This window comes from Enterovirga aerilata (genome assembly GCF_013044135.1).
In the GTDB taxonomy this organism is placed as follows: domain Bacteria; phylum Pseudomonadota; class Alphaproteobacteria; order Rhizobiales; family Beijerinckiaceae; genus Enterovirga; species Enterovirga aerilata.
In genome coordinates, this window is the sequence record NZ_JABEPP010000002.1 from 87,561 (window position 1) to 103,233 (window position 15,673).

The window sequence follows — 15,673 nt, forward strand, 5'->3', positions numbered from 1 at the left end:
ACTATAACGCATGACGTTATGAGGCAGCAACTCGCGCCGCAACCCATCCGCCGCCCGCCAAGTTGACCGCTCATGCGGTCCTGGTGGCGATCTCCCTCCGGCATCAACTGGCGTGCGGCGGCGCTGCTCCGGCTGATCGGCTCGACCTTCTCGACCATCGTCCGTCAGCCCAAGGTCCCGCCGCCGCCGGCCGCCATGGTGCCGCGATGAGCGAAGGCCGGGATCTCGCCGCCATCCGGGCCCGCTACGCGGCCGACGCGATGGCCTGGGCCCGGCGGGACGGGCTCGAGAATTCCCGGGTGGAGGCGGCCTTCGCCGCCGTGCCGCGCGAGAGCTACCTGACGCCGCCGCCCTGGCGCATCTTCTCGCCGGGCGGCGGCATCCTCGACGAGGAGACGTCGGATCCGGCCCGGCTCTACCAGGATGTCCTCGTCGTGCTCGACCGCGCCAAGGGCATCAACAACGGCCAGCCCTCGCTGCATGCCGCCTGGATGGCGGAGGTCGACCCGCGGCCGGGAGAGACGGTGATCCAGATCGGGATCGGGGCGGGCTACTACACGGCGATCCTGGCCGAGCTCGTCGGGGAGGGCGGGCGCATCAAGGCCTACGAGATCGAGACCCGTCTCGCCGAGCTGGCGCGGCGCAACCTGTCCTCCCTGCCGCAGGTCCGGGTTCACGCCGTCTCCGCGGTCGGGGCCGAGCTGCCGCAGGCGGACGTCGTCTACGTGTCCGCCGGCGCGGCCGCGCCGGATCCCGCCTGGCTGCGCTGCCTCGAGCCCGGCGGGCGCCTCGTCATGCCCTGGCAGCCTTCGCCCTTCGAGGGGCGCACGCTCCTCGTGCGGCGCCAGCCCGGCGGGCTCGCCGTGCGCACCCATGGCAGCGTCGCCTTCGTCGGCTGCATCGGGGCGGAGGCGCGGGACGTGCGGGCCCGCGGCAAGCCGGCCCAGCCGCTGGTCGAGACCCGCTCGGTCTGGCTCGCGGCGGAGCATCCGCCCGACGACACCGCCACCGCGCTCTACGGCGAGGTCTGGTTCTCTTCGCGCGACGTCTGAGCCGGGTGCGCGGGCCACCTTGGCCGAAGGTATGTTGTAGCTTTGCCACATCGGGAAAACATCCCGATCACGCCGCGGAACCCTCAAGGCTTCGCCCCGATCCCGCCATAAACCGGGATCAGTCGAGGCTCACGAGAAGTCGTTACCCCACAACGGTTTAGAGCGTCTTTGAGAGGGGCTCGAGCCGCGGCCCCGGCCGTCGGTCCAAGCTCTTCGCGAGTCTCGTTGCGCCGTCGCGCGGGTGTTAGGAGCGGCCGTATCTGCCGCTGAGCGGTGTGTGTGAGCGAGATCGGGTATGGACGCGCGTTTGATCGACAAGTCGAAGCTGCCGAGCCGGTACGTGACCGAGGGACCGGCGAGGGCTCCGCACCGCTCCTACCTCTATGCGATGGGTCTGACCAAGGAGCAGATCCACCAACCGCTCATCGGGGTCGCGACCTGCTGGAACGAGGCGGCGCCCTGCAACATCTCGCTCATGCGCCAGGCGCAGGCGGTGAAGAAGGGCGTCGCGGCCGCCGGCGGCACGCCGCGCGAGTTCTGCACCATCACGGTCACGGACGGCATCGCCATGGGCCATGCCGGCATGCGGGCTTCGCTCCCGTCCCGCGAGGTGATCGCCGATTCCGTCGAGCTGACGATGCGCGGCCACGCCTATGACGCGCTCGTCGGCATGGCCGGCTGCGACAAGTCCCTGCCGGGCATGATGATGGCGATGGTGCGCCTCAACGTGCCGTCCATCTTCATCTATGGCGGCTCGATCCTGCCGGGCTCCTTCCGCGGGCGGCCGGTCACCGTGCAGGACCTGTTCGAGGCGGTCGGCAAGCACTCGGTCGGCGACATGTCGGACGACGACCTCGACGAGCTCGAACAGGTCGCCTGCCCGTCCGCCGGCGCCTGCGGGGCGCAGTTCACGGCCAACACGATGGCGACGGTCTCGGAGGCGATCGGCCTCGCGCTGCCCTATTCGGCCGGCGCGCCCGCTCCCTACGAGATCCGCGACCGGTTCTGCGCCACGGCCGGCGAGATGGTGGTCGATCTCCTCGCCAAGGGCATCCGCCCGCGCGACATCGTCACCCGCAAGGCGCTGGAGAACGCCGCGACGGTGGTGGCGGCGTCGGGCGGCTCGACGAACGCGGCGCTGCACCTGCCGGCGATCGCCCACGAGGCGGGGATCGAGTTCACGCTCTTCGACGTGGCCGAGATCTTCAAGCGCACCCCCTATGTCGCCGACCTGAAGCCGGGCGGCCGCTACGTCGCCAAGGACATGTTCGAGGTCGGCGGCATCCCGCTCCTGATGAAGACGCTGCTCGACCACGGCTTCCTCCATGGCGACTGCATCACGGTCACCGGCCGCACGATCGCCGAGAACCTCGCCAAGGTGGAGTGGAACCCGGCCCAGGACGTCGTCCGCCCGGCGAACGACCCGATCACGCCGACCGGCGGCGTCGTCGGCCTGAAGGGCAACCTCGCGCCGGAAGGCGCGATCGTGAAGGTCGCCGGCATGCCGCCGGAGAAGCAGGTCTTCACCGGCCCGGCCCGCGTCTTCGACAACGAGGAGGCCTGTTTCGAGGCGGTCACGAAGCGCACCTACAAGGAGGGCGACGTCCTCGTGATCCGCTACGAGGGCCCGAAAGGGGGGCCGGGGATGCGGGAGATGCTGTCCACCACGGCCGCCCTCTACGGCCAGGGCATGGGCGACAAGGTCGCGCTCATCACGGACGGGCGCTTCTCCGGCGCGACCCGCGGCTTCTGCGTCGGCCATGTCGGGCCGGAGGCGGCGGTCGGGGGGCCGATCGGGCTCCTGCGGGACGGCGACATGATCACGCTCGACGCGATCAAGGGCACGCTCACGGTCGATCTCTCCGACGAGGAGCTCGCCCGCCGCCGCGCCGAGTGGAAGGCGCCCGAGCGCGCACGGCTTTCGGGCTATCTCTGGAAATACGCACAGGGGGTCGGGTCCGCGCTCTACGGCGCTGTCACGCATCCAGGCGGGGCTAAGGACATCGCGACCTATGCGGATATGTAGGCCGCTTCTCCTGTCGCTGCTCTGCCTCGCCGCGGCCGCGGCGGGGCCTGCCCGGGCGAGCGATTTCATGGGGCCCCGCCCCGGCCCGCGCGCGGCCGCCCCCCAGGACGGCTATGCCTCGGCCAAGGACGCGCTGCGCTCCGGCGTCCGCAACTACAATGCGGGCGACAAGATCGCCGCCGTGAAGGCGCTCGAATATGCGGCCGACCAGGGCTATGCGCTCGCCTCCTGGAAGCTCGGCCGCATGTATGCGGAGGGCGACGGCGTTCCGCGCGACGACCTGAAGGCCTTCGAGTACTTCTCCCGCATCGCGGACGAGAACGCCGACGAGGCGCCGGATTCGCCGCGGGCCGGCGTCGTGGCGAGCGCCTTCGTCGCGCTCGGCACCTATTTCCTGGAGGGGATCAAGAACTCCTCCGTGGTCGTCAACCCGGAGAAGGCGGCCGAGCTCTATTTCTACGCGGCCTCGTATTTCGGCGACCCCAACGCGCAGTACAGCCTCGCGCAGCTCTACCTGAACGGAAGCGGGGTGGACCGCGACGAGCGGCAGGCGGCGCGGTGGTTCAATCTCGCGGCCGAGAAGGGCCATGCCGGCGCGCAGGCGCTCCTCGGGAGGATGCTCGTGAACGGCCAGGGCGTGCCGCGGGAACGGGCGCGCGGCCTGATGTGGCTGATGCTGGCCAAGGAGGCAGCCGACCCGAAGCGCGACGCCTGGATCTGGGCCATGCATGCGGAGGCGCTCGAATCGGCGAGCGAGACGGACCGGCGCACCGCGACCGCCTTCCTCGAGCGTCATCAGGCCAAGCGCCGCTGAGCGGTGGACGGCCGCGACCGCCTCCATCTCGCCATCGCGGGGGTCGCTGCCGCCCTGATCCTCGCGACCTGGTGGCTGATGAGCGAGCTCGACCGCCGCGGCAAGCTCGAGCAATGCCTCATGGCACGCCGGCGCGACTGCGCCCGGTATTCGAGCCCGTGACGGGCGCGCCCGCAGCCGCCTCCGCTTCTTCTACCGTTCGCAACGGGGCGCCCGCGTCCGGCGGAAGCCGGTTCTTCTAGGTGCCAAGTCCTAGCAAGGCTCCGCGGCGGGAACGAAGGCGCGGGTTTTCGCCTCCGGCTTAAGGAAGCCCTCAGGATCGTTCGGCTATGTTCGCGGCGACCAGCGCCCGCATGAAGGCGCCCGATCGGAGGCGGATTATTGGCGATCGATACGGGCGCCGGGGCATACAGCCTGCCCCGTTGGCGCTTCACGCGTTGGCTTGCCGATGCCGGTCGGGACGTACCGGAGGACATCCGCCGGACGCTGGTTCAAAGCCTCTACGGAACGCTGCCGATCTTTGCCGGCGGGGTGATCAATACGATCCTCGTTGCGCTGGTTTGCACCATCCGGCTCGGGCAGCCGGTCTTCGCGCTCTGGCTCGGCTTCGAGATCTGCGTCTGCCTCGCCCGGTTCGCCGTGCTCGTCCACGCGCAGCGCGCGGCCCGTCGGGGCGGCCGGACCTTCACCGACCTCTACATGACGCTGGCGCTGCTCTGGGCCGCCGGCGTGGGCTTCGGCACCTTCATCTCCATGCAGAGCGGCGACTGGGTGGTGGCGACTCTCGCCTGCCTGTCGGCCGCCGCGATGGTCGGCGGCATCTGCTTCCGCAATTTCGGCGCGCCTCGCCTCGCCTGCGCGATGATCTTCGTGAGCCTCGGCCCGTGCTGCGCCGGCGCCGCGCTGTCCGGAGAGCCGATCCTCTGGCTCGTTCTCTTCCAGATTCCCTTCTACCTGCTCAGCATGGGCGCCGCCTCCTGGAAGCTGAACGGGATCCTGGTCTCGACGATCAAGGCCGAGCGCGACAACGACCGGCGCGCCCGACATGACGAGCTGACGGGCCTGTCGAACCGGGCCGGGCTGGCCCGCGCTCTGGAGGAGAAGGGCCTCGCCGACAGCCTCGGGCCGAAGCGGCTCGCGCTGCTGTATCTCGATCTCGACGGCTTCAAGGGCGTGAACGACAGCCTGGGTCACGTGGCGGGCGACAGGCTGCTCTGCCTCGTAGCCGAGCGCCTGCGGGACATGGTTCCGAACGGCGACGTGGCGGCCCGGGTCGGCGGCGACGAGTTCGTGGTCCTCGCGGCTGCCGAGGACCGTGCGGCCGTGCTCCGGCTCGGCGAGCGCCTGATCGCCGAGATCGGCGGCCGTCCCTACGAGCTGGGAAAGGATCTCGCGGTCGAGATCGGCGTGAGCGTCGGCATCGCCTTCGCGCCGGAGCACGGCCGCGACTTCGACGGCCTGATCGCGGCGGCCGACAAGGCGCTCTACGAGGCGAAATCGAGCGGAAAGTCGCGCTGCGCGCTGGCCGATCGGGCCGCCGCGCACGAGCCGGCGGCGTCCGATGCGATGCGCGCGGCCGCGTCCAAGCCGGCTGCGCCGATTGGGAAGCTCCGCTCGGCCGCCTGACGGATCAGAGCAGGCGCGCCTCGATGCGGGCCTGCCGGGCGACGGCGTATTGCCGCTCGGCGGCCGTGATGAGGGACATCTCCCAGTTCGCTGCGAGTGGACGCCAGCACCATGATGGCAGCGCAGGGCTGTCCGGCAAGGAGCGTCAGCCGAACACGTCCTGAACCACCCCGTCGCGGATGACCGCCTCGCCGTCGAGCTCGATCGTCGTGCCCATCATCGGGAGGTCGAAATGCCCGGCCGTATGGCGGCCGGCGAATTCGTTCGCGCCCGTCGAGAACAGGAAATTGCCGGCCACCGCGCGCAGCTCCGTGCCGTTGGTGTCCCGCCGGTCGTACATGGCGAGGGCCTCGTAGCGGGCCCCCTCGTTCAGGCCGAACCCGACATGGCTCACCGCATAGGCCTCGCGGTCGCCCCAGGCTTCGAGATAGCGGCGCATCATCATCGCGTCCGGCCCCGTTCCCTCGATCTCGGTGACGTAATCCGCCTCGAGCCTCAGCCGGATCGGGCTCTCGATATAGCGCTTGAAGGTGAGGTTCATGTCGCCGTGCGCGAGCACGAGCGTGCCGTCGACCGAACCCGCCTTCGGGAAGGAGACGACGATCCCGCCGGGCCAATGCGCCAGCGTGCCCGGCCTGTCGGTCCAGCCCCAGACGCCGACCGTGGAGGCGCCCTCCATGCGGGCGGTGAGATCGCTCCCGGCCGCCGAGGTGACCCGCATCACCTTGGTCGCCCGCAGCCGGCGTGCCGCCGCCCGCACCTTGCGTTCCAGCGCGTCGTCGGGCCGGAAGCGCTCGAAGGCTTCGGGATGCTCGTTCGAGATGACCTGGATGCGGGCGCCCGATTTCAGGATCTCGGCCGTCTCCGGCGCGTGCATCAGGCCCTCGACCGTGAGGTCCACGACGAAGCCCGCCGCCTTGCAGGCCTCGATCACCGGGCGCGAGCCGCCGATCGCCTCGCTCGCGCCGGTCGAGCGCACCGGCACGGGATGCGGATTGCGGGCCGTCGGCACGACGAGGTGGAACGGCTTCGCGCCGAGCCGCAGCAGGGCGAGCTCGGCGAGATGCACGTTGATCGGCCGCGACCCGGTCTCCGACAGGATCGCGGCCGCATCGCCTTGGCCCACGCCGCAGCGGAGGAAGAGCTCGCACAGGGCTTCGATCCACTTGTTCTCGACACGATCGGGCAGCATGGGTCGTCCTTCTGGGGCAGGGCCTCCGCTGCTAGCAGGCGGAGGGCGGGCTGTCCTGCAACCGTGAGGGGAGGGCGCCGGGCCGTGCAATGGTCTGACCAGGGGATCGTGCTCGGGGCGCGCGCTCACGGCGAATCGAGCGTCATCCTGGAACTGATGACCCGGGAGCACGGCCGGCATCTCGGCCTGGTGCATGGCGGCCGCTCGCGGCGGATGGCGCCCGTGCTGCAGCCGGGCAACGGCGTCGCCGTCACCTGGCGTGCGCGGCTCGACGAGCATATCGGGCATTTCGCGGTCGAGGCCGACACCCTGCGCTCGGCGCGGCTGCTCGGCTCGCCGATGGCGCTCTACGGAATCGGGACGCTGGCGCTGCACCTGCGGCTCCTGCCCGAGCGCGATCCCCATCCGGGCCTCTATGCGGCGGCCTTGTTCCTTCTCGACCACCTGGACGAGGCGGCGCTCGCGCCGGCGCTCTTCATCCGGTTCGAGCTGATGCTGCTGGCCGAACTCGGCTACGGGCTCGACCTCTCGACCTGCGCCGCGACCGGCCGGACGGAGGACCTCGTCTACGTCTCGCCGCGCAGCGGGCGGGCGGTAAGCCGCGAGGCCGGGGCGCCCTACCGCGACCGCCTGCTCCCGCTGCCCGGCTTCCTGCGCGGCGAGGCGGAGCTGCCGCATCCCGACGAGGCCGAGATCGCGGCCGGATTCCGCCTGACTGGCTTCTTCCTCGAATCCCATGTCTGGGGGCCGCAGGGCCGGACGGCGCCCGACGAGCGGGCGCGATTTGTCGCGCAAGCGGCCTCCGCAACCCGGAACAAACCCGGATCGGCTATGGTCCCGCCCGACCTGCCTGCTGATTCGGTCCGAGACAGAGCATGAACAAGCCCATCGACCCGCCGGATGACGGCGTCGAGGTCGTCAATCTGCGCGAGGCGCTGGAGGAGCGCTATCTCTCCTATGCGCTCTCGACGATCATGCACCGCGCGCTGCCGGATGCGCGCGACGGGCTGAAGCCGGTCCACCGCCGCATTCTGCACGGCATGAACCTCCTGCGGCTCGGCCCCAACACCCCGTTCAGGAAATCCGCCAAGATCGTCGGCGACGTGATGGGCTCGTTCCATCCGCACGGGAACATGGCGATCTACGACGCGCTCGTGCGGCTCGCGCAGGATTTCTCGTCCCGCTATCCGCTCGTCGACGGCCAGGGCAATTTCGGCAATATCGACGGCGACAACGCCGCGGCCGACCGCTACACGGAGGCTCGCCTCACCGACGTCGCGCGCCGCCTGCTGGAGGGTATCGACGAGGACGCGGTCGATTTCCGGCCGAACTACGACGGCACGACCGAGGAACCGGTGGTGCTCCCGGCCGCCTTCCCGCATCTCCTCGCGAACGGCGCGCAGGGGATCGCGGTCGGGATGGCGACCTCCATCCCGCCGCACAACGCGGCCGAGCTCTGCGACGCGGCGCTCTATCTGATCAGCCATCCCAAGGCGACCTCGACCGACCTCGTGAACTTCGTGCCCGGGCCGGATTTCCCGACGGGCGGCATCGTCGTCGACAAGCGGGACGCGATCGAGGAGGCCTATCGGACGGGCCGCGGCTCCTTCCGCGTGCGCGCGCGCTGGACCAAGGAGGATACGGGCCGGGGGACCTGGGCGGCGGTCGTCACCGAGATCCCGTACGGGATCCCGAAGGCGCGGCTGATCGAGAAGATCGCCGAGCTGGTGAACGAGCGGAAGCTGCCGCTCCTCGCCGATGTCCGGGACGAATCGGCCGAGGACATCCGCATCGTCCTGGAGCCGCGCGCCCGCACGGTCGATCCGACCGTGCTCATGGAATCGCTGTTCCGCCTGACGGAGCTCGAGGCCCGCATCCCGCTCAACGTGAACGTGCTGTCCGGCGGCAAGGTGCCGAAGGTGCTGGGCCTCGCCGAATGCCTGCGCGAATGGATCGACCACCGGCGCGAGGTGCTGATCCGGCGCTCGAAGCATCGGCTCGCCGCGATCGACCGGCGGCTCGAGATCCTGCGCGGCCTCCTCATCATCTATCTCGACCTCGACCGGGTGATCAAAATCATCCGCGAGGAGGACGAGCCGAAGACCGAGCTGATGCGCGTCTTCAGCCTGACGGAGGTGCAGGCGAACGCGATCCTCGACACGCGGCTGCGCGCGCTGCGGAAGCTGGAGGAGGAGGGGCTCAGGACCGAGCTCGACCAGCTGACCGGAGAGAAGGGCGAGATCGAGGAGCTGCTCGGCTCCGAGGCCAAGCAGTGGAAGACCGTCGCCTGGGAGATCCGCGGGATCCGCAAGGCCTATGGGCCGGAGACGCCGCTCGGCAAGCGCCGCACGACCTTCGCGGACGCGCCCGATCTCGGCGATATCGACTTCGCGGAGGCGATGGTCGAGCGCGAGCCGGTGACCGTGATCGTGTCCGAGAAGGGCTGGATCCGGGCCATGAAGGGCCATGTCGCCGACCTCTCCACCGTCCAGTTCAAGGGGGACGACAGGCTCAAGACCTCGTTCTTCGCCGAGACCACCTCCAAGATCCTCGTCATGGCGACGAACGGGAAGTTCTACACGCTCGAGGCGTCCAAGCTCCCCGGCGGGCGCGGCTTCGGCGATCCGATCCGGCTGATGGCGGATCTGGACGACGGCACGGACGTCGTCACCGCCTTCGCCTACAGGCCGGGCTCGAAGCTGCTCCTCGTGGCCTCGGACGGGCGCGGCTTCGTCGCGTCGGCCGACGACCTCGTGGCCAATACCCGCAAGGGCCGGAACGTGCTCGGCGTGGACGCCGCGGAGCGCGCGGTGGTCGCGACCGAGGCGGCCGGCGACCATGTCGCGATCGTCGGCGCCAATCGGAAGCTGCTCGTCTTCCCGATCTCCCAATTGCCGGAGATGAGCCGCGGCAAGGGCGTGCGGCTGCAGCGCTACAAGGACGGCGGCGTTTCCGACGCCAAGGTCTTCTCGCTGGAGAAGGGTCTCACCTGGAAGGACACGTCCGGCCGGACCTGGACGGTGCCCGCTGCGGAGCTGCGCGACTGGATCGGCAACCGCGCGGAAGCCGGCCGCCTGCCGCCGAAGGGCTTTCCGAAGACCAACACCTTCGGGTGAGCTGGCGGAGCCGGATCGGATCGCATCGCCCGTAACCCCAAGTAGCGCCGGTTCCGGCCTGCCGGCCGTAAGCCAACGTTAAAGCCGCCCGGCTTTCCTCCGCGGGGGAGGGCGGGCGGCCATGCTCATCGAATTCTGGCTCGACCAGCCGGTCTGGCTCATCCTCGGCGGCCTTGCCGGCCTGCTCGCGGCGACGGGTCTTCTCATCTTCTGGCTCGCGCAGGGGCGGCTCACGCAGAGCTTCTCCGCCTCGCTGACGGGCGTGGTCGCGCCCTTCTTCGGCTCCGTCGCGATCCTCTTCGCGCTGCTTACCGGCTTCCTGGCGAGCGACGCCTGGGAGCGCAACCGCCAGGCCTCGCGCTCCGTCCTGAGCGAGCGCGACGCGCTCGTCGCCGTCCGGGAGCTCAGCCTCGCGGCCGCGGCGGACATGGCCGAGCTCCGTTCCGCCGTTCGGGCCTATCTCGCCGCCGTGGTCGACGACGAATGGCCGCTCCTCAAGGACGGCCATGCCTCGCCCAAGGCCGCCGGGGCACTCCGCGAGCTTCTGCGCGAGGTCTCCGACCCGAAGCTGACCGACAATCTCGGGCAGGTCGCCCATACGGCGCTGCTGGAGCAGGCGCTGCGGGCGAGAAGCGCCCGGAGCGACCGGCTCGCCCTCAGCGAGCAATATTCCGACCATCCGAAATGGTGGACGGTGCTGATCCTCGCCTGCCTGACGCAGCTCGCGCTCGCGCTCGTCCACCTCGAGCGGCCGCGTGCCCAGGCGGCCGCGATCGCGGTCTTCTCCATGGCCGCCGTGGTGGCGCTCGGGCTCGTGGCCGTCAAGGAGCGCCCCTTCGACGGCCCGCTTGCGCTCCAGCCGGTCGCCCTGCGGGACGCGCTCGCCCTGATGACGCCGGCCGCGCCGCCGGCGCTTCCGTAATGACGGCGCAGTTCGGCCTGCTCCCCGCGATGTGCGCTAGCGCACATCGGACGGACCGGCGATGTTGCCTGAAGAAGGCCGGCGTACGAGCTATGTTGCGCCGCATCGTCCGACCGACGATTCCCGTTTCCGAACAGCAGAAGGTTGCCGGCCTTGAGCGGCGAGATCCGTGACGTGGCTCTGGACGAGGTCGTGGCCGGCCTGCGCGAGGGAACGATCACGCTCGTGGATGTCCGCGAGCCGCACGAATTCGCGGCCGGGCACATTCCGGGCTCCGTCTCCATGCCGCTGTCGCGCTTCGACGTGCGGAGCTTGCCTAAAGAGGGGCGGGTGGTGTTCTCATGCGCGGCGGGAGTGCGGTCCAAGGCTGCCATCGGCCATTGCCGGGCGGCAGGGCTGCCGTGGTCGGAGCATTTTCCGGGCGGCTTCAAGGATTGGGCTGCCTCGGGCATGCCGATTGCGGCGGGCGACAGCTGAACTCGGCACAGGCACACGCACAGGCGGTTTCGGCCCTTCGAGCGGCCGGCCGGCGGAGATTTGGATGAGACGGTATCTTGCAGCCCTGGTCGCGGCGGCCTGGCTCGCGGCAGGCTTTGGCGCCCAGGCACAGATGCCCGGGGGACCGCCGCCGCCGGTCACGGTGGCCAAGCCCGTCGTGAAGGAGGTCGTCGAGTACGACGACTTCACCGGACGCTTCGACGCGACGGATTTCGTCGAGATCCGGGCCCGCGTCTCCGGCTATCTCGAGAAGGTCGGCTTCCAGGATGGCGCGATCGTGAAGAAGGGCGATCCGCTCTTCGTGATCGATCGCCGGCCCTACAAGGCGGCGCTCGACCAGGCGCAGGCGAGCGTCGTGTCCGCCCAGGCACGGCTGAATTTCGCGCAAGCGGATCTCGAGCGCGCGCAGGCGCTGCAGCGCTCGGGCAACATCGCCGAGCAGCTCGTCGATCAGCGCCGGCAGGCCTTCATCACGGCCCGCGCCGAGATGGACAATGCCGAGGCGGCCCTCCGCAACGCGCAGCTCAACTACGATTTCACGGACATCCGGGCGCCGATCTCCGGCCGCATCGGGCGCAAGCTCGTGACCGAGGGCAACCTCGTCAACGCCAACGAGACGCTGCTCACCACCATCGTGTCGCTCGACCCGATCTACTTCTATTTCGACGTCGATGAGCGCTCCTTCCTGGCCTATTCGCGCATGCACGTGCAGGCGAAGGCCGCCGGCCACACGGTGACGGACGGGGCGCGCGTCCGCCTGACGGACGAGCGCGAGCAGAACCGCCCGGCCCGGATCGATTTCGTCGACAATCGCGTCGACCAGGCGAGCGGCACGATCCGTCTCCGCGCCATCGTCGAGAACAAGGACCTGTTCCTGCTTCCGGGCCTGTTCGGCACGATCCAGGTCGCAGGCTCGCCGCCTCACCGCGGCGTGCTCGTTCCGGACGAGGCGATCGCGACGGATCAGGATCGCCGGCTCGTCTGGACGGTCGAGGATGACGGTGCCGTGACCGCCAAGGTGGTCCGGCCGGGCCCGAAGATCGACGGATACCGCTTGATCCGGAGCGGCCTGACGGGCGACGAAACCATCGTCATCAACGGTCTCCAGCGCGTCCGGCCGGGCGCCAAGGTCACGCCGCAGCGGCAGGAACTGCCGCCGGTCCGCCAGCAGTGACCCCCCGCGGCACCGCGCAGAGCATAGTCCGATGAGATTCGCCCACTTCTTCGTGGACCGCCCGATCTTCGCGTCGGTCCTGTCGATCGTCCTGGTCCTGGTCGGCTACGTCGCCTATGCGCGGCTGCCCGTCGCCCAGTATCCCGAGATCGCGCCGCCGACGATCACGGTCCGGGCCAGCTACCCGGGCGCCAATGCCGAGACGGTGGCGGCCACGGTCGCGACGCCGATCGAGCAGGAGGTCAACGGCGTCGAGGGCATGCTCTACATGTCCTCGTATTCCACCGGCGACGGCAGCATGCAGCTGACGATCACGTTCCAGCCGGGGACGAATCTCGACCAGGCGAACGTGCTCGTCCAGAACCGGGTCGCGACCGCCCAGCCGCGCCTGCCGGCCGAGGTGCGGTCGCTGGGCGTGACCACGCGCAAGGCGTCCTCGGACTTCCTGATGGTCGTCCACATGCTGTCGCCGAACAACGCCTTCGACGAACTCTACATTTCGAACTATGCCCTCATCCGCGTACGCGACGAGCTCCTGCGCCTCGACGGCGTCGGCGACGTCATCGTGTTCGGCGCGCGCGAATACGCGCTCCGCGTCTGGCTCAATCCCGACCGGCTGTCGGCCTACGGACTGACGACGACGGACGTCGTCTCGTCGCTCCAGGAGCAGAACATCCAGGTGGCGGGCGGCTCGCTCGGGGCCGCACCATCCCCGCCCGGGAACGCCTACCAGCTCACCGTCCAGACGCAGGGGCGGTTCACGGATGTCCGCCAGTTCGAGAACGTGATCGTGAAGTCGGTCGGCGGACGGCTCGTGCGCATGCAGGACGTCGCGCGCGTCGAGCTCGCCGCGCGTGACTACAGCTCGAACTCCTATCTCGACGGCAGGCCGGCGATCGGCATCGGCATCTTCCAGCGCCCGGGCACCAACGCGCTGGATGCGGCCGATTCCATCATCGCGAAGATGAAGGAACTCAGCGGAACGTTCCCGCCCGGGCTCGAATACCGCATCGCCTACAACCCGACCGAGTTCATCGCCGAATCCGTCCGGGAGGTCTACAAGACCCTGTTCGAGGCGGTCGCGCTCGTCGTGATCGTCGTGATCGTGTTTCTGCAGAGCTGGCGCACGGCGATCATCCCGATCGTGGCGATCCCGGTCTCGCTGATCGGCACCTTCGCGGTGATGAGCGCCTTCGGGTTCTCGCTCAACAACCTGACCCTGTTCGGGCTCGTCCTGGCGATCGGCATCGTGGTCGACGACGCGATCGTCGTGGTCGAGAACGTCGAGCGCAACATCTCCGAGGGCAAGACCCCACGCGAGGCGGCGCATATCACGATGGACGAGGTCGGCGGCGCGGTCGTGGCGATCGCGCTCGTCCTCTCGGCCGTGTTCGTGCCCACCGCCTTCATCCCGGGCATCTCGGGCCAGTTCTACCGGCAATTCGCGCTGACGATCGCGGCCGCGACGATCATCTCGGCCTTCAACTCGCTCACGCTCTCGCCGGCGCTCTGCGCGCTGCTCCTCAAGCCGCACACGAACCACCGGCCGCGCAACATCTTCGCCCGGGTCGGCGGGGCCTTCGCGAACGGATTCAACCGCGCCTTCGACAAGACCTCGCACGGCTATTCGGTGAGCGTGCGCAGCCTCGTCGGCCACAAGCTGACGCTGGCCGTCATGCTCCTGATCTATGGCGGGCTGATCGGCGGGACGGTGTTTCTCACCCGTACCACGCCGACCGGCTTCATCCCGGCGCAGGACAAGGGCTATCTCATCGCGGTCGTGCAGCTTCCGCCCGGCTCGTCGCTGAACCGCACGGACGAGGTGATGAAGAAGGCGGAGGCGATCATCAAGGAGATCCCCGGCATCGCGAACGTGATCTCCATCGCGGGCTTCGACGGGGCGACCTTCACCAACACCCCGAGCGGGGGCGTCATGTTCCTCCCGCTCAAGCCGTTCGAGGAACGCAAGGCTCCGGAGCTCAGCGCGCAAGCGCTGGCAGGCCAGGTGATCCAGCGGCTCGCCGTGATCCAGGACGCGATGATCTTCGCGCTGCCGCCGCCTCCCGTTCAGGGCCTCGGCAATGCGGGCGGCTTCAAGATGCAGCTCCAGGACGTCGCCGGAAACGGCCTCGGCCCGCTGCTCGCGGCGGCCGGGGAGGTGATCGCCCAGGCGAACCAGAACCCGAACCTCACACGGGTCTTCACCACCTTCGGCAACAACACGCCGCAGATCTTCCTCGAGATCGACCGGACGAAGGCGCGGATGCTCGACGTGCCGCTCTCCAACATCTTCTCGACGCTGCAGGTCAATCTGGGCGGCGCCTATGTGAACGATTTCAACGTGTTCGGGCGCGTGTACCAGGTCCGGGCGCAGGCGGATGCGCGCTTCCGGCAGGAGCGGGACGACATCCTGCAGCTCAAGGTGCGCTCGAATTCGGGTGCGCTCGTCCCGCTCGGCTCGCTCGTGACGATCCGCGACACGGCCGGTGCGGACCTCGTCCAGCGCTACAACATGTACACCTCCGTGCCGATCCAGGGCGACACGGCGCGCGGCGTCTCGTCCGGGACGGGCCTCACGGCCATGGAGGAGATCGCCTCGCGCCTGCCGCCCGGCACGAGCTACCAGTGGACGGAGCTCGCCTTCCAGGAGCGCGCGACGGGCAACACCGCGATCTTCATCTTCGCGCTCGGCGTGCTCTTCGTGTTCCTGGTCCTCGCGGCCCAGTACGAGAGCTGGGCGCTGCCGCTCGCCATCATCCTGGTCGTCCCGACCGGCGTGCTGGCCGCGCTCGGCGGCGTCGTGCTGCGGGGGCAGGACAACAACATCCTCACCCAGGTCGGGCTCGTGGTGCTGATCGGCCTGGCGGCGAAGAACGCCATCCTGATCGTCGAGTTCGCCAAGCAGATCGAGGATCGCGACGGCGTCGGCCCGGTGCCGGCGGTCGTGGAGGCCGCGCGGCTCAGGCTTCGCCCGATTCTGATGACGGCCTTCGCCTTCATCCTCGGCGTGCTGCCGCTCGTGATCGCGACCGGCCCCGGCGCCGAGATGCGCCAGGCGCTCGGCACGGCGGTGTTCTTCGGCATGATCGGCGCGACCTTCTTCGGCCTGTTCCTGACGCCGGTCTTCTACGTCGCGATCCGCTCCTTCGTGCTGTGGATCCGCGGCGGCCGGAAGGGCGGCGAGCCGATGCCGGCGACCCGGGCGCCCGAACCCGCGCATTGACGCCGGACGCCTGAGGCCACAACCCTGCAG

13 protein-coding genes are annotated in these 15,673 nt (G+C 69.6%); 11 read left to right on the forward strand and 2 right to left on the reverse strand.

Annotation, left to right across the window (positions count from 1 at the left end):
• Window positions 1-206: 206 nt before the first annotated feature.
• The 5 genes from HJG44_RS05620 to HJG44_RS05640 all read left to right on the forward strand — a co-directional run bounded on the left by HJG44_RS05620 (window position 207) and on the right by HJG44_RS05640 (window position 5,518).
• On the forward strand, window positions 207-1,052 hold the full coding sequence (locus HJG44_RS05620; protein WP_171217405.1) for a protein-L-isoaspartate O-methyltransferase family protein: 846 nt from the start codon (window positions 207-209) through the stop codon (window positions 1,050-1,052).
• A 295-nt stretch (window positions 1,053-1,347) separates the two neighbouring features.
• Window positions 1,348-3,078: a dihydroxy-acid dehydratase gene (ilvD, locus tag HJG44_RS05625; protein ID WP_171217406.1), complete on the forward strand. Its 1,731-nt coding sequence runs from the start codon at window positions 1,348-1,350 to the stop codon at window positions 3,076-3,078.
• Window positions 3,065-3,892: a tetratricopeptide repeat protein gene (locus HJG44_RS05630; protein ID WP_171217407.1), complete on the forward strand. Its 828-nt coding sequence runs from the start codon at window positions 3,065-3,067 to the stop codon at window positions 3,890-3,892. The genes ilvD and HJG44_RS05630 overlap by 14 nt, the downstream gene beginning before the upstream one ends.
• Window positions 3,893-3,895: 3 nt before the next feature.
• Window positions 3,896-4,054 carry a hypothetical protein gene (locus HJG44_RS05635; RefSeq protein WP_171217408.1) on the forward strand — a complete coding sequence of 53 codons (159 nt, stop codon included), beginning with the start codon at window positions 3,896-3,898 and terminating at the stop codon, window positions 4,052-4,054.
• A 219-nt stretch (window positions 4,055-4,273) separates the two neighbouring features.
• Window positions 4,274-5,518: a GGDEF domain-containing protein gene (locus tag HJG44_RS05640; RefSeq protein ID WP_210260968.1), complete on the forward strand. Its 1,245-nt coding sequence runs from the start codon at window positions 4,274-4,276 to the stop codon at window positions 5,516-5,518.
• Window positions 5,519-5,522: 4 nt separating this feature from the next.
• On the opposite strand, the gene HJG44_RS23955 is transcribed toward HJG44_RS05640, so the two are convergent.
• Both HJG44_RS23955 and HJG44_RS05645 read right to left on the reverse strand, forming a co-directional pair.
• Window positions 5,523-5,657 carry a hypothetical protein gene (locus HJG44_RS23955; RefSeq protein WP_281411486.1) on the reverse strand — a complete coding sequence of 45 codons (135 nt, stop codon included), beginning with the start codon at window positions 5,655-5,657 and terminating at the stop codon, window positions 5,523-5,525.
• 6 nt (window positions 5,658-5,663) lie between these two features.
• On the reverse strand, window positions 5,664-6,710 hold the full coding sequence (locus HJG44_RS05645; protein ID WP_171217409.1) for a 2,5-dihydroxypyridine 5,6-dioxygenase NicX family protein: 1,047 nt from the start codon (window positions 6,708-6,710) through the stop codon (window positions 5,664-5,666).
• An 84-nt stretch (window positions 6,711-6,794) separates the two neighbouring features.
• On the opposite strand from HJG44_RS05645, the gene recO reads away from it, so the two are divergent.
• The 6 genes from recO (at window position 6,795) to HJG44_RS05675 (ending at window position 15,643) form a co-directional block, all read left to right on the forward strand.
• Complete coding sequence (gene recO / locus HJG44_RS05650; protein WP_171217410.1) at window positions 6,795-7,589, forward strand: DNA repair protein RecO; 795 nt, start codon at window positions 6,795-6,797, stop codon at window positions 7,587-7,589.
• The gene (gene parC, locus HJG44_RS05655) at window positions 7,586-9,826 is read left to right on the forward strand and encodes a DNA topoisomerase IV subunit A (RefSeq protein WP_171217411.1); all 2,241 of its coding nucleotides are present in this window, start codon (window positions 7,586-7,588) and stop codon (window positions 9,824-9,826) included. Before recO ends, parC begins: the two co-directional genes overlap by 4 nt.
• A 121-nt stretch (window positions 9,827-9,947) precedes the next feature.
• On the forward strand, window positions 9,948-10,748 hold the full coding sequence (locus HJG44_RS05660; protein ID WP_171217412.1) for a bestrophin-like domain: 801 nt from the start codon (window positions 9,948-9,950) through the stop codon (window positions 10,746-10,748).
• A 153-nt stretch (window positions 10,749-10,901) separates the two neighbouring features.
• A complete protein-coding gene (locus HJG44_RS05665) occupies window positions 10,902-11,225 on the forward strand; it encodes a rhodanese-like domain-containing protein (protein WP_171217413.1) in 324 nt (107 codons plus the stop codon).
• Window positions 11,226-11,289: 64 nt separating this feature from the next.
• A complete protein-coding gene (locus HJG44_RS05670) occupies window positions 11,290-12,420 on the forward strand; it encodes an efflux RND transporter periplasmic adaptor subunit (protein ID WP_171217414.1) in 1,131 nt (376 codons plus the stop codon).
• 31 nt (window positions 12,421-12,451) lie between these two features.
• On the forward strand, window positions 12,452-15,643 hold the full coding sequence (locus tag HJG44_RS05675; protein ID WP_171217415.1) for an efflux RND transporter permease subunit: 3,192 nt from the start codon (window positions 12,452-12,454) through the stop codon (window positions 15,641-15,643).
• Window positions 15,644-15,673: the final 30 nt, after the last annotated feature.

What these genes read in the sequence shown, in the direction of transcription:
- HJG44_RS05620 (WP_171217405.1), top strand. Translation starts at nt 207, where the DNA reads ATGAGCGAAGGCCGGGATCTCGCCGCCATCCGGGCCCGCTACGCGGCC.
- ilvD (WP_171217406.1), top strand. Translation starts at nt 1,348, where the DNA reads ATGGACGCGCGTTTGATCGACAAGTCGAAGCTGCCGAGCCGGTACGTG.
- HJG44_RS05630 (WP_171217407.1), top strand. Translation starts at nt 3,065, where the DNA reads ATGCGGATATGTAGGCCGCTTCTCCTGTCGCTGCTCTGCCTCGCCGCG.
- HJG44_RS05645 (WP_171217409.1), bottom strand. Translation starts at nt 6,710, where the DNA reads ATGCTGCCCGATCGTGTCGAGAACAAGTGGATCGAAGCCCTGTGCGAG.
- parC (WP_171217411.1), top strand. Translation starts at nt 7,586, where the DNA reads ATGAACAAGCCCATCGACCCGCCGGATGACGGCGTCGAGGTCGTCAAT.
- HJG44_RS05660 (WP_171217412.1), top strand. Translation starts at nt 9,948, where the DNA reads ATGCTCATCGAATTCTGGCTCGACCAGCCGGTCTGGCTCATCCTCGGC.
- HJG44_RS05670 (WP_171217414.1), top strand. Translation starts at nt 11,290, where the DNA reads ATGAGACGGTATCTTGCAGCCCTGGTCGCGGCGGCCTGGCTCGCGGCA.
- HJG44_RS05675 (WP_171217415.1), top strand. Translation starts at nt 12,452, where the DNA reads ATGAGATTCGCCCACTTCTTCGTGGACCGCCCGATCTTCGCGTCGGTC.